General features: G+C 35.8%; 15 protein-coding genes and 2 pseudogenes. 4 read left to right on the forward strand and 13 right to left on the reverse strand.

Annotation, left to right across the window (positions count from 1 at the left end; all coding sequences use genetic code 11):
* The first annotated feature begins 130 nt into the window (after positions 1-130).
* Positions 131-385, forward strand: coding sequence for a small, acid-soluble spore protein, alpha/beta type (locus tag ACQKL6_RS02470; protein ID WP_402868617.1), 255 nt, complete (start codon positions 131-133; stop codon positions 383-385).
* 196 nt (positions 386-581) lie between these two features.
* Here ACQKL6_RS02470 and ACQKL6_RS02475 read toward each other — a convergent pair whose 3' ends face one another.
* On the reverse strand, positions 582-1,670 hold the full coding sequence (locus ACQKL6_RS02475; protein WP_427650512.1) for a branched-chain amino acid aminotransferase: 1,089 nt from the start codon (positions 1,668-1,670) through the stop codon (positions 582-584).
* 551 nt (positions 1,671-2,221) lie between these two features.
* On the opposite strand from ACQKL6_RS02475, the gene ACQKL6_RS02480 reads away from it, so the two are divergent.
* Positions 2,222-3,493, forward strand: coding sequence for an L-lactate MFS transporter (locus ACQKL6_RS02480; RefSeq protein ID WP_402958780.1), 1,272 nt, complete (start codon positions 2,222-2,224; stop codon positions 3,491-3,493).
* Between the two features lie 373 nt (positions 3,494-3,866).
* Positions 3,867-4,679, forward strand: coding sequence for a formate/nitrite transporter family protein (locus ACQKL6_RS02485; protein WP_427650513.1), 813 nt, complete (start codon positions 3,867-3,869; stop codon positions 4,677-4,679).
* Positions 4,680-4,798: 119 nt separating this feature from the next.
* Here ACQKL6_RS02485 and ACQKL6_RS02490 read toward each other — a convergent pair.
* Positions 4,799-5,113: pseudogene (locus ACQKL6_RS02490) on the reverse strand (hypothetical protein).
* Between the two features lie 68 nt (positions 5,114-5,181).
* A pseudogene (locus ACQKL6_RS02495) lies at positions 5,182-5,391 on the reverse strand (IS1595 family transposase); the annotation flags it as partial.
* Positions 5,392-5,674: 283 nt separating this feature from the next.
* Between ACQKL6_RS02495 and ACQKL6_RS02500 the strand changes: the two are divergent.
* Positions 5,675-6,751: an AI-2E family transporter gene (locus ACQKL6_RS02500; RefSeq protein ID WP_402988541.1), complete on the forward strand. Its 1,077-nt coding sequence runs from the start codon at positions 5,675-5,677 to the stop codon at positions 6,749-6,751.
* 93 nt (positions 6,752-6,844) lie between these two features.
* Here the strand turns inward: ACQKL6_RS02500 and ACQKL6_RS02505 are convergent, their stop codons facing one another.
* The 10 genes from ACQKL6_RS02505 to ACQKL6_RS02550 form a co-directional block, all read right to left on the reverse strand.
* Positions 6,845-7,303, reverse strand: a complete 459-nt coding sequence (locus ACQKL6_RS02505) for a YueI family protein (protein WP_402988534.1) — start codon at positions 7,301-7,303, stop codon at positions 6,845-6,847.
* A gap of 563 nt (positions 7,304-7,866) precedes the next feature.
* On the reverse strand, positions 7,867-7,989 hold the full coding sequence (locus tag ACQKL6_RS02510) for a hypothetical protein (RefSeq protein WP_402868629.1): 123 nt from the start codon (positions 7,987-7,989) through the stop codon (positions 7,867-7,869).
* 114 nt (positions 7,990-8,103) lie between these two features.
* The gene (locus ACQKL6_RS02515; RefSeq protein WP_402988525.1) at positions 8,104-8,526 is read right to left on the reverse strand and encodes a nucleoside 2-deoxyribosyltransferase; all 423 of its coding nucleotides are present in this window, start codon (positions 8,524-8,526) and stop codon (positions 8,104-8,106) included.
* Positions 8,527-8,998: 472 nt separating this feature from the next.
* The gene (locus ACQKL6_RS02520; RefSeq protein WP_402988520.1) at positions 8,999-9,349 is read right to left on the reverse strand and encodes a hypothetical protein; all 351 of its coding nucleotides are present in this window, start codon (positions 9,347-9,349) and stop codon (positions 8,999-9,001) included.
* 123 nt (positions 9,350-9,472) lie between these two features.
* Complete coding sequence (locus ACQKL6_RS02525) at positions 9,473-9,739, reverse strand: DUF4190 domain-containing protein (protein ID WP_427591245.1); 267 nt, start codon at positions 9,737-9,739, stop codon at positions 9,473-9,475.
* Between the two features lie 141 nt (positions 9,740-9,880).
* Positions 9,881-10,531, reverse strand: a complete 651-nt coding sequence (locus tag ACQKL6_RS02530; RefSeq protein WP_402868637.1) for an amino acid ABC transporter permease — start codon at positions 10,529-10,531, stop codon at positions 9,881-9,883.
* A gap of 14 nt (positions 10,532-10,545) precedes the next feature.
* The gene (locus ACQKL6_RS02535; protein WP_402958753.1) at positions 10,546-11,184 is read right to left on the reverse strand and encodes an amino acid ABC transporter permease; all 639 of its coding nucleotides are present in this window, start codon (positions 11,182-11,184) and stop codon (positions 10,546-10,548) included.
* 122 nt (positions 11,185-11,306) lie between these two features.
* On the reverse strand, positions 11,307-12,134 hold the full coding sequence (locus ACQKL6_RS02540; protein WP_402868641.1) for a transporter substrate-binding domain-containing protein: 828 nt from the start codon (positions 12,132-12,134) through the stop codon (positions 11,307-11,309).
* Between the two features lie 22 nt (positions 12,135-12,156).
* The gene (locus tag ACQKL6_RS02545; protein WP_402868643.1) at positions 12,157-12,885 is read right to left on the reverse strand and encodes an amino acid ABC transporter ATP-binding protein; all 729 of its coding nucleotides are present in this window, start codon (positions 12,883-12,885) and stop codon (positions 12,157-12,159) included.
* A 457-nt stretch (positions 12,886-13,342) separates the two neighbouring features.
* Positions 13,343-13,753, reverse strand: coding sequence for a hypothetical protein (locus tag ACQKL6_RS02550; protein WP_402869851.1), 411 nt, complete (start codon positions 13,751-13,753; stop codon positions 13,343-13,345).
* Between the last annotated feature and the right edge of the window lie 63 nt (positions 13,754-13,816).

Raw genomic sequence — 13,816 nt, forward strand, 5'->3', positions numbered from 1 at the left:
TTTCCTTTTGTTCGTTATTTGAAATGACAAATAGAAGAGTTCATATGAAAATTTTTCAATCGATCATTAGCATGAGCATATGATGTTTTTTTTACCTTTTGGACAGCCTAAAATAAAGGGGTGATAATCGGTGTCAAGAAGAAATAAAATCCTAGTAGAAGAAGCCCGAGCAGACCTTAATCAACTAAAAGCCAAAGTTGCTGGATCAAGAACCCATGAGGAGGCGAAATTTGAAGCTGCCAATGAAGTCGGCATTCCTTTAAAAAAAGGGTATAATGGCCAAATGACAGCAAAGCAAGCTGGTAAAATTGGCGGTCATTTGGGAGGTAATATGGTTAAGTCACTTGTTGAAATGGCCAAAGAAAACCTAAAAGTCCAAAAGTAATGTTATATAAAGTGTGGCTCCTCATTCCAGAATAAACATATCTTCCCCATTCTTAACTAAACTATATTGAACATGGTATCCTGTTATTCCAAAATTTTAAAAAGGGGTCTGGAAATAAATCATTCCAAACCCCTTTTGATGAAGGCAAAATGTTTTTTCCTAACATTCCGACTCATTTCTGTATAACTTCAAAATCTTAGAAAGTAACTTTTTCTTCAACTTTCGTAGTCCAACCCAATTCATCTTGAATTTTACCTGTTTGAATTCCAGTTAGCGTTTCATATAGTTTTTTGGATAGTTCACCCGTTTCACCATTTTGAACGACCATTTCTTCACCATTCCATAGGAATTCACCTATAGGAGAAATGACGGCTGCAGTTCCAGTACCGAATGCTTCTTCTAATTGACCTGATTTATAGGAATCATAGACATCCTGCATGGAAATTCGCTTTTCACTCACTGGAAGGTTCCAATGTTTTAACAATTCAATGATGGAATCGCGAGTGATGCCCGGAAGAATGCTACCATTTAAAGCTGGAGTAATAATTTCTCCATTGATTTTAAAGAAAACATTCATGCTTCCCACTTCTTCGATATATTTCTTCTCCACTCCATCAAGCCATAGAACTTGCGAATAACCAAGCTTTTCGGAAACCTCCTGAGCTTTAAGGCTTGAAGCATAGTTTCCTCCGGTTTTAGCTTCTCCAGTACCTCCATTCACTGCACGCGTAAAGGATGACTCAACCGCTATTTTCACTGGGTGAATACCTTCTTTATAATAAGAACCTACCGGCGACATAATGATGATGAATTTGTAACGGTCTGATGGAGAAACTCCTAAATAAGGTTCCGTCGCAATAATGAAAGGACGTATATATAATGATGTACCCTCTGCTCTAGGAATCCAGTCGTTATCAATACTAATTAACGTTTTTAACGCCTTCAATGCATAGTCGACATCTACATGAGGGATACATAAACGATCATTTGAACTATTTAAGCGTTGGAAATTCTTTTCCGGACGGAATAAGATAACTTCGTCTTCATCTGTTACATATGCTTTTAATCCTTCGAATACAGATTGTCCATAATGAAATATCATTGATGAAGGCTCTAATTCGAGCGGTTGATAAGGAACAATTCTTGGATCATGCCACCCTTGCCCTTGTGTATAGTCCATAATAAACATATGATCGGTAAATGTTTTACCGAACTCCAGCTGTTCAGCCTTTGGCTTTTCTTTCTTCGTTGTACTAAGCGTGATTTGCATGTCTTGTTCCTTCATTACCAAAACCCCTTGTTGAATATTTTTACAAGATTTCACTTCCATAAAACCTATCTTAATTAGTTTACTCCTATAAGGTTTCATAGTTCAAGCCCTTATAACTAAATTTTCCGAATTTTTTAAATAAAATTTCGTTTTCATCTAATTTTTTCGTCATTTAGAGGAAAATCCATTCTATTATGTAAGTTATTTGGTCATATCATTCCCTCCCATGCTATCGTTTATTGAATATTTATATGTTTTCAGCTAGCAAATTATCCAGTTTAATTGATTATTATCTCCTATCCCTACATATTAATTTAAAAAATTCTTTTCTCTCAAAATTTAATGGTGTGTATGTTTCTTCTATAAACTCTTTTACAAAAACACTCCCTTAATTAAGGCTTACTGTCATTTAATCTCATTTTTATTAAAAAAATTTAATTTAGTAGTTTACTAGTAAATAATAATCTTATATACTAAGGCAACGAGATAGATAAAATGCATATAACTTAACGAACCATAGATAAAACGCATGAATCTTTCTCATAACTGTGAAAAGGGGTACCAACATGACAAAAAACAGATGGTTAATCGCTTTATCAGCTATCGCTATCCACCTTTCTATAGGAGGGGCATATGCTTATAGTGTTTACAAAAAGCCCATAGTAGAAGCAATGGGCTGGTCAGAGACTGAAGTTACTTTAGCGTTTACTATAATGATGGCACTTGCAGGGACCTCTGCAGCTTTCTTTGGAAAGTTCGTAGAAAAAAATGGGCCAAGGAAGTCAGCCATGGTTGCCGCGGTACTATTTGGTTTAGGTCAAGCCGGATCTGGCGTGGCGATTATGATTGATTCGCTTCCACTTTACCTCCTTACCTATGGGTTTTTAAGCGGATTAGGAATGGGTATCGGTTACATATCACCAGTTTCGACCCTTGTTAAATGGTTCCCTGACAGAAGAGGACTTGCAACTGGGATGGCAGTGCTCGGTTTCGGTGCAGGTGCACTTATTACGGCGCCTGTTGCAGCTAGCCTTATGCAGTCTGTAGGAATATCTACTACCTATTATATTTTAGGCGCTGGATACTTCATCCTAATGTTTTTAGGTGCTTCTTATATTGCACCGCCCAAAGCAGGTTGGATTCCAGAAGGCATGAAACAAGACATCGAATCAGGAAAAAAGGAATTGAAAAAAGATTTAAGACAATCTACCGCGAAGGAAGCGGTTAGAACAAAACACTTTTGGATGTTATGGTTCATGAAATTGATCAACACTAGTGCAGGAATCATGATGATATCAGTAGCTTCTCCCATGGCTCAGGATGTAGTCGGGCTTTCAGTTGCTGGGGCGGCTACCCTAGTTGGTATCATGGGGATTTTCAATGGTGGTGGAAGACTTGGCTGGGCAGCCGCTTCCGATTATATCGGTCGTCCTAATGTTTTCGTCATTTTCTTCATCATCCAAATTGCGGCATTCCTATTACTTCCGACCACTACCAACTCCTTATTATTCCAAGGTCTGATTTTACTCGTTGTTAGTTGTTATGGAGGAGGGTTCTCTAACCTCCCTGCATTTGCCGGTGATTTATTCGGAACTAAAGAAATCGGTGCAATCCATGGTTACCTATTAACAACTTGGTCTCTTGGTGGAGTTTGTGGACCTATGTTGGTAACTTATATCAGAGAAAGTACAAATAGCTACATTCCTGTGTTTTACGTTTTCGCAGTCTTGATCACGATTGCATTCGTCATCTCAATAATGCTTCGTTTAGATATCAAGAAAATGAGAAACGCACAGGAACAACAAGGATTCAAGGCTCCAGTGGAAAAAATCTCCTGACATGAGCCTTGATTCATCAACTGAATAAGCTAAAAAAGGCATTATCGAAGCAGGCCCTTTGGGCAACATGCTTTTGATAATGCCTTTTTAGCTGCCTGAGGATTACATCCTTTACCAAGGCACACTATGCATCTGGTTATTTTTTCATTATTTTATTTTTTCAATATATTTATTAATTTTTCTCAAAACCCCCAAAACCCCATTAAAATCTATCTTTTTTTAAAAAAAAAATAAAAAAATGTTATTTTGTTATAGAAAAATCTAAATAGAAGTGTATAATAACTGATGGTATTGTTTATATGGTAAGTAAGTCCTTGCCTCTTAACTACTAAAAAATAAAAAATAGAGAAAGTATTTTTCAAGGGGGAGCAAAATGAGTTATAACAACCCGCAACAAATGGCGCAAATTGCAATCAATGCAGGGAAAAAGAAAGCCACGTTGCCACTAAGAAGCATTTTAATTTTAGGATTCCTTGGAGGCGCGTTTATTGCCTTAGGTTTTCTATTTTACATCCGCGTTACGGCCGGATTACCGCCAGAATGGGGTACACTGAATAATCTTATAGGCGGATTAGTTTTCCCGCTAGGATTAATCCTTACGGTCGTTGCAGGCGCAGAATTGCTAACAGGAAACATGATGGCAGTCTCCATGGCAGCACTAGCTAAAAAGGTCACTGTTAAACAATTGACGATTAACTGGATTTTAATTGCCGTTACAAACCTAATAGGCTCCGTCTTTGTAGCATACGTATTCGGACACCTTCTTGGTTTGACCGAAACAGGGGTTTTCCTGGATAAAACCATTGCAGCTGCCAACTCAAAGGTTGATGCAAGTTTTATTGAATCTTTCATTTCTGCAATAGGATGTAACTGGCTTGTAGCATTGGCTATTTGGATGAGCTATAGCGCAGAAGACACTACTGGTAAAATTGTTGGTTTGTTCTTACCAATTACAGCCTTCATCGCTATTGGATTCCAACACGTTGTAGCCAATATGTTCATCATTCCAGCTGGTATTTTCGCAGGTGCACTTACTTGGGGAGATTATATCATGAATTTCATTCCGGTATTTCTAGGTAACGCTGTCGGTGGGGGAATATTGGTAGGATGTCTTTACTTCGGTGCTTTTGGACGTTCTGAAAAACAACCCGCAAAAGAAGTACAAAGTTTGAAAAAGTCATCATAAGGTTCGGATTAGATCTCCATTTTACATGGAGGTCTTTTTTTATATAGGCTTTGTTATAGTTTAAGTTAAATTTTGATTTTAAAAAAGTAGAACTTCTTAAAAACGGAAGTTCTATTAAATTATTTATTTAGTTCTTCGGTAAGAATGTTGATGGCTTCCAGAACTTCTTCAACATTTTCCTTGTCATTCATTTCATTTTTAGCGTGAAGTAATACTGGTCGAACTGACTCAACTGAACGCCCGAATATACATCCATTCATATCTTGGAACCATCCAAGTATGAAAATGATGGGATATGCGACATCTTGATGGGCGTGAAAGAGCTCTGTTTCAATGACCACGCCGCCATCTGGTTCAACTACTCCACTTGTTAATGCACAACTAAGACACTCAACTTCTACCGTTCCTCCATTAGATAAGGTGATTTTCCTCAAGTGTTTTCCCCCGAGCGAAAAATATTTTACTTATTCCAGATATAACTCCATTTGGTTAAATATATAGTTTATATCTCGAACTCAGATAACCCAATTGTACTATATATATTTCTTTATTTGGAATTAAATTCCCCTTAACTAGTATATCTTTCATTGTGACTTCTTCTTTGAGGATGGATACTTTCTAACAGGTGTAACCAAGCGAGGTAATTATTTAGACATTTGGTTGCTACACCGTTAAATCGCTGTATCCATCCTTTAAGTCTGCGGTGGTAGTCGCAACCGATGCTTTTCTGCTGGATTACGTTTTTGGATGACTTTGAGGATTTCAATTGCTCTCATAGTTGTCACCCGTTCATATTTGATAATCCCATCACAGAACATTCGTTCCTTTAAAGTGAATATCAGACCTTTAACAGAGCCTTTATATAAAATATTCAAGAATTTGTCCATTCATTTCTACTCTATCGAAAACCACTGAAAATGGCATAAAAGTTTAGTATAGCGTCATTCAAGGGAAATAGTGATAGTAAAAGTAGATGTAGAAGGGGGAATTCAATTGTGTGGATAAACAAACCTTTTTTTAAATATGCAACAGGGATTATTTTAACCATACTTATCATTGTATTACTTGGTAAGATAGAATATGTTTTTAGACCCATTCAAAATATCATTGCGGCCGTATTTTTCCCCATCCTATTAGCTGGATTGTTATATTACATATTAAGGCCGGTTGTTCAATTTCTAAGCAAGTTCATTCCTAAAACTTTGAGTATTTCCTTAGTTTTTCTGATAATATTTAGTGCAATTGGTTATGGCAGTTACTTTGGAAGCCCAGTTCTCGTTGATCAATTCCAAAAATTATCGGATCAATTCCCAGGTAAAGTCAAGGAACTTTCTGAACAATCCGAAGATGTCGAACATGTGATAGAGAAAAATGATTTTGGCATGGTAAATATAAAAACCCTTAAAGAGAACTCCGTAACCTATTTTAAGAATTTTTCAGATAAGATCATGGTAAATATCAACACCATTTTCACTACAGTAACAAGTGTTCTAACTGTTATAGTCATAACCCCGTTCATTTTATTTTATTTTCTGAAAGATGGCGAAAAATTAAGGCCGTTCTTATTAAAGTTTATTCCAAAAGAAGTGGAGGCAGAGGGAAACACTATATTAAAAGACGTCGATAAGACTCTATCGACCTATATTATCGGCCAATTCATCGTATCAATCGTAATTGGGGTCTTATTATATATCGGATACCTCATCATTGGACTCGATTATGCATTAGTATTTGCCCTTATAGCTATGGTATTTACGATTGTACCCTTCCTAGGCCCACTGATAAGTGTACTTCCAGCTATTTTCATCGCTTTGCAAACAGATGTTGGTTTGGCGATAAAAGTCACCGTTGTCTTTATAGTGGTTCAGCAAATCGAAGGTCACCTGATTACTCCAAACATTATGGGAAAGAGACTTAACATTCACCCATTAACGATTATCTTGCTGCTCCTCGTTGCCAGTTCAATATATGGATTCATAGGTATGTTAATTGCAATTCCTGTTTACTCAGTCCTAAAAACGACCATCGGTAACTTTAGGAAGTTTTATAGATTGAGAAAGAAACGAACATAAATATATATGTTCTAAGAAGTGAGGGCCCATTATTGTTCCCTCTTTCTGAGGTTTTTTTCCATAGACTATTCCCATACCTTCGCTAGATTGCTCTTATCGTGGTTTCTTTAGTACTTTTTTTACATATCTCTTAATCCTTGCTTTTAAACTATTCTTCTTAACAGTTTTAGGTTTACTCTTTTCTTTCTCTTTCTCAATATAAATATTCCCTTTATCAATAGCATTTTTTTCGGCCAATACCAGACCTAAATCGGAATTGTATTCCTGATTTAAAACAACCTTGTACGGAATCTTATATTGATTAGATAATTTAATGTATTTCCCTAAGTACTGATAATCCATTTGACCATTCAGAAGTAAATTAGCCCGTGGATATTGTTTCATCCTATTTTCTATTTCTGGATATAGATTGTTTTCAAAGACTTGTGATTTTGTTAATACGATAATGACTCTTTCCCGTAACGTCCCAAGAAACTCCCTACGTTCACCCGGCTTGATTTCTTTTGTTCCATAAATTCCTTGTTCAAGGTAATCCTCCACTTTGCGAGACAAGTATTTTTCACCTCCTACATTCCTTCTTCATTATATGTCATTTTCCCTCTTATGGTGCCCAATTTCCTGTATGCTTCTAAATAAGTATGTATAAAAAACATGAAATTTAACCTCCATTCTTAAAGAGGCGTTAGTACTATGTAGAACTTTAAGAACAAAAAACTGTGAGGGATAAAAACTCTTAGCAGTGATAAACTAAAAATCCAATGACAAGTAGAATGATACAATTTTATACATTTAGACATTTTTCCCCAACTAAATTTATGAATTTCATGTTATAATTTACAAATAAACAGATGTTGATTTAAGCATGATCACACACTACATATAAGGAGGAAATACAGATGTATGATGGACTTCTCTTAACGATTATTGAATCAGTTTTTGTTGTCGGAACTATTTCCATGTTTGTTATTTTAGGATTTGTAAAGGGCCGCGTTTTTTAATTTCCACTACTATTCATTCTATTCTCACATGCCTGATTACTTACTCTTGTAATATTGGTAATCAGGTTAAACTTATTTACAAAAGAAAAAAGCATATCCATTGCGGCATGCTTTTCTTTACCAATTATCCGTCTTATCTAATAACTTATCAATGTCAAATGTATAGAGATGAACTGGAATTGATTCTTCGGCCATTTCTTCAGTAGCTAGTAATAACTTATCAATGTCTATAGTAGCCAAATAAACTTCCTCCCTTTTTTAGTAACCTATACCCGATATTTTTATATACTAAACATTACGTTTTGATTTTTATTTTTTTGGGGGTATATTCAACTGTTTATACAAAAGACATTATTAAGAATTCATAGGACTTGGATCATCTTGTTCTGCTGGGGCAAGTGATTGAATTAATTTCACCAACTTATATAAAGTCCCGCTGCAGATGATGGCACCAGGGATATTATGGAATATTGATTTTTTGTTAATATGATAATTCTCTTTTTCAGGCGAATACACAACTATTTTTTTATTTGAAGAAAGGGCATGTCCTAGTTCATAAAGGTTTCCCTTTCCCGCAGTAAGAAAGATTAACATAAAATCCGCTTCGTCTATTCCTTCCTTTTCATAATCCCCTAAACTATTAGTGGTTTCTTTATTACCATTCTTGTCAAAAAGATTCCACTCATTTACACATGAGAACCCCTTTGCATTCAATTTCTTTATTAATGATTTAACTTGCTTTATATTTTTTTCATCCGATGCTATATAATACTTCACTAATACACCTCCATATTATTGATACTTTTTACCTATATTATCTACACTATACATATTCGTTATAAAGAACTCAATATCCTTTCAAAAATAAAAATAATTGTTTCTATTCTCTATATAAATCGGCTAGTATCAATAACACCATTGATGCATCAAGTTAATATGACAAAACTAAGCTATAATTTCTTGGTCTCCCAGTGGATATGAATACTTTTCTACCTAAGAATGATTAAACGAAGTAATTACCATTTTTCAATAAATTCGAAGAAAGACAGGCATGATAGCCTATTTAAATAACCCCTCATACATCTTATTCCTAAATGCTCGCCATTTGAAACCGTTAAAGTGCGAAGCTCTACTACCCTTTCGGAGGTACGTTCAAAAAGAACCTCTGCCATTCAAAATGAATTGTCATTATACTTTCCATAACCGTAGATTAAATACAGAAATCCCTTTTTCACACAGAAAAAAAGCCTTATCCTCTCCGTAGGGTAAGACTTTGTCTTTCTTTTTCATAAGTAATATGTTCAATTTCAATGCGAAATGGGTCAGCCTCGCAAATATTAATTCCTCGATCTACATTCACTTTTTCCATTTTAGTTGCATCAGGGATTAGTTTCTTTGAATGGATAAAATGTTCGACCATCGAACACAATAGTTCTTGAGCACAAGCTAGAGCGTCGCCCCTATCTCTTCCGCTAACGGAAGATGTGAAACCCTTTCTCTTAAAATCAGGAAAACACACTTGAATTGAAAATGAATCCATGATTAAAGGGTGCTTTTCATAATAAAAAACAGCAGGATACTTAAATATCTGATTGGACAAAAACAACATCCCCCCTTAATATTTAGTTCATGTAAATCATAACATATTTTCCCAAAATAATCCTAATGAAGTATTTCCTTTATCTTCATATTTTCAAATTAGATAAGTAGAATTATCGCTATTTTATGACGGAATAGAAAATAAGAGGATAATAAGGACTATGATCATATTAAAAATGATCCCAATAATACTGCATACTTTTCCTGCTGTCGCCAAATTGATACCAGGCTCTCCCGAATGTACAATTTCTTTTGTACCATTTGAAGCAAAAATCAGACCTAATATCCCTAATATAACTCCGATAAAGGGAATGAGAAGGGATAGAATTCCTAGGATTAAAGAGGCTAGTGCTTTGCTATTGGTACGCTTAATTTCAGACAGCTTTTTCACCTTCTTTCCTCTTCATATGTATACGATTTTGAAATGCATATGATTCACATTATCGCTCATTACGAGTCCCCTCCTATGGAATAGAAAGAAAAAATAGCTGAGATATGATAAAAACTCCGACTCAAATATGAGTCGGGGGATTTAAGTACGTTTTAATTCTAGTCTCCTGGCCACTAAAGATAAGCTAAAATTAACGGCAAAATACATTAGGGCTACTAAGATTAAAATTGGAATCAAGAAATTTTGACCTTGCCCATAGATGATTTGCCCTTGATGGGTCAATTCTGGCAATGAAATCACTACCGCTAATGAGGTGTCTTTCAATAGAGAGATGAATTGGCTCACTAGAGGTGGGACCATTCGGCGTAGTGCCTGCGGAAGTATGATATGTATCAAGGCTTGCACATAACTTAAACCAGATGAACGAGCTGCCTCCATTTGTCCTTTATCAACTGATTTCAACCCACTTCGTATTACTTCGGATATCATGGCTGATTCAAAAACGGTCAAAGCAACAATCGCAGCTGGAATAATTTCCAACTTAATTCCTACTTCAGGCAACGCTAAATATGTAAAAAGAATGATTAACAACAATGGTAAATTACGAATGGTTTCAACGCCGACAGCTAAAATTTGTGATACAACTGGTATCTTTGCATAACGTAAAATGCCGACTAGTCCCCCGATGATAAAACTTAAAATGATAGATACAAAAGCCACCTGAATCGTTACCCAAAAACCTTCTAATAAAAACTTTAAATGATCTGGTGTGTATGCTCCTAAAAAATCCATGTCTTATACCTCCCTCAATTACTCTTAGCCAGACGTTTTTCTAAATAACCAACGCCAAGGCTTAAAGGAATGGTAAGAATTAAATAAAACGCTGCTACGAAAATGTAAACATCGAACACTACAAAGGTTCTTGAGGATATTAAATCACCGTGATACATAAGATCTAATCCAGCAACGACTGCTAAAATGGAAGAATTTTTAACGAGATTGATGAATTGGTTCCCAAGAGGGGGAATGACAATTTTCACGGCTTGTGGCAAGATGATGAATCTCATCGCCTGTCCATATGTCAGTCCTGAAGAACGGGCTGCTTCCATTTGTCCTTTCGATACCGAAAGAATGCCGGCTCTAATGGCTTCCGCAATAAATGATGATGTGTATATAGTCAAGGCTAACGTACCTGCATATAACCCACTTAATTTCAGGCCGAGGAAAAAGAAAAATGTGATGATCAATAAGGGTATATTCCGTATGAACTCCACATATGCGGTCCCAAGCCAATTCAGAGGCTTAATCGGAGCAATTCTCATGATAGCAATAAGCACACCAAGGATTAAGCTTGATACTAAAGCAATTAAACTAGATATGATTGTATTTTTAAAACCCATTAAATACATATCTAAATTCTCTGTCAAAATGGAGAAATCAAGCAAGACATCCACTCTCCTCTAACTAATCAGGATGAGCAAATTGCTCATCCTGACAGATCCAAATATTATTCTTTTAGTAGGTAAGTAAAAATCCTATTTCTTCTTACCACATGTAAATGAATACGTTATTGCTTAATCCACTTATCATGAATTTCATCATATTTCCCGGAGTCTTTAATTGATTTAAGAGCTTTGTTCAATTCATCTACAAATTTTTCATTTCCTTTTTTAACTGCAATTCCATATGGCTCATCCGTAAATGTGCCGCCAACAAGTTCGTAATTTGGATCTTCATCAGCCATACCATAAAGTATGGAATCATCTGTCGTCAATGCATCACCTTGACCTGATTTAAGTGCTGCGAATGCTTCCGAATAATTTTCGAATTCCAAAACATTTGCTTCGGGAGCTTTTTCGCGGATATTTATGGCTGAGGTAGAGCCTTTTACAGCCAATACCTTTTTACCTTTTAAATTATCAATACCTTTAATGTCACTTCCTTTTTTAACAAGTAATGATTGTCCAGCATCGAAATAGACATCAGTGAAGTCAACTTCTTTTTTACGTTCTTCCGTAATGGTCATAGTCGCAACAATCGCATCGATATCCCCATTGTTCAATAAAGGCATTCTTGTTTTAGACGTTACTTCTTTGAATAATACTTTTTCTTCATCACCAAGGATCTCCGCTGCAAGTGCTTTCGCAATGTCGATGTCAAATCCTTCTACCTCTTTTGTATTTGGGTTTTTCAATCCAAACAGACGCGTATCATTCTTTACCCCGAATACGATTTTATCGTTATCCTTAATTTGAGTTAGAATATCTTTATCTTTGTTCCCGCTTCCACCATCTTTACCTTCATCAGAATCCTTTTCCCCGCCACAACCCGCTAATAGTATGACAGCCAGTACTGAAAGCAATGATAATTGTAACCATCTCTTTTTCTTCAACATGTAAATCCCCCCTATTTTTTATTTAATGATTTAATATACGGCTGAGAAATAGACGCGCCCTCTCTTCGTGAGGGTTTTCGTAAAAATCAGCCGGTATTGCCTCCTCCAAAATCCTGCCCTCATCCATGAATACGATTCGGTCCGCCACTTCACGGGCAAATCCCATTTCGTGTGTGACCACGACCATCGTCATTCCTTCTAGAGCAAGCTTTTTCATCACATCAAGTACCTCGCCGATCATTTCTGGATCCAAGGCTGAGGTAGGTTCATCAAACAACATGATTTCCGGTCCCATTGCCAGTCCTCTGGCAATGGCAACACGTTGCTGCTGTCCACCGGAAAGCTGTGAAGGATAAGAATTCGCCTTATCCGAGATCCCGACTTTTTCCAAATACTTTTGGGCAATTTTTTCCGCTTGCGCATTCGTTTGTCCTAAAACCTTCTTAGGTGCCAACATAATATTTTCCAATACGGTTTTATGAGGGTAAAGATGAAAATGTTGGAAAACCATACCGATGTTTTGGCGCAACTTATTAATGTCTGTTTTTTTATCCGCAACATTCATCTCATTGATGGACAGCGAACCTTCCGATATCGTTTCTAAGCGATTAATACAACGAAGAAGCGTACTTTTTCCTGATCCAGATGGACCGATTACTACGACCACTTCTCCCTTATTAATTGTTAGATTAATATCTTTCAATACATGAAAATCACCAAAATACTTATTAACCTGATCAAAAACTATCATAACTAATCCTCCCTAGCCTGCAACATTTTTCAAAAAACAAAAATAGTCCAAATAATCTGAATTAAAATGCGAAAAATGCAATAATTTTGATACCGGCCATCTTAGTTTACTTCATTCTATACCTATGTATAATTTTCTTAAGAGAGAACTCTTCTGAAAGTTATATCAAACTATTAATTCTAAAAAAATTCATTTACTATAACACTTTTTATTATATCCAATTCTTCATATAATTTCCATAAAAACTTATATTTGTTATTTTTTCTACCTTATTCATTTTTAATAAAGTCGAATTTTATCATATTTCGTACAGAACAACACGTTTTTAGACTAAATGAAGGAGTGCTGCTCTAAATAGATCTTTTTCTAGTAAAGTAATGGAAAAAGAAGAGGCAGAAATAATAAATCGTTTCTGCCTCTCCTTTTTATACCCCTTCAGATTCCTTGTTCTCACCATTTATTCCTTTATAATAGAATCCTCAAATGGTGCTGAAAATAAACCCTTTGGACCTAGCATATCTGTTTCAGACTCTCGCTCATCACCTTTGACTTCATAAGAACCCGCAGGAAAGAAATCAAATAATTCACTATCCTTATGTAATTCCAGAAAGTACTCAGAAAGCTCATCCATAAGTTGCTGATATTCTTCGTGTTCGATGATTTCACCGGACTCATCAATTCGAAAATTCATATTAATCGCATCCTGTAGCCGTGCATGGTTCGAAGCTGCAATATATAAATCTACGTCTCCACATTCCATACATAACAATTCTCCTTCTTCCCTTGCCTCTTCATAAGAATTTCGAACCATTTGCTTAAGAATACTATCTATTTCATTAAGGTTATCTAGTTGTCGTATAGTCTTCATCACACAATCGCCCCCAAAATCTTAAAAATATTTTTTCGATTTATTACGTTTTATCTACTGCAA

Source organism: Peribacillus sp. NPDC097197, assembly GCF_050278025.1.
Taxonomy (GTDB): Bacteria; Bacillota; Bacilli; order Bacillales; family DSM-1321; genus Peribacillus.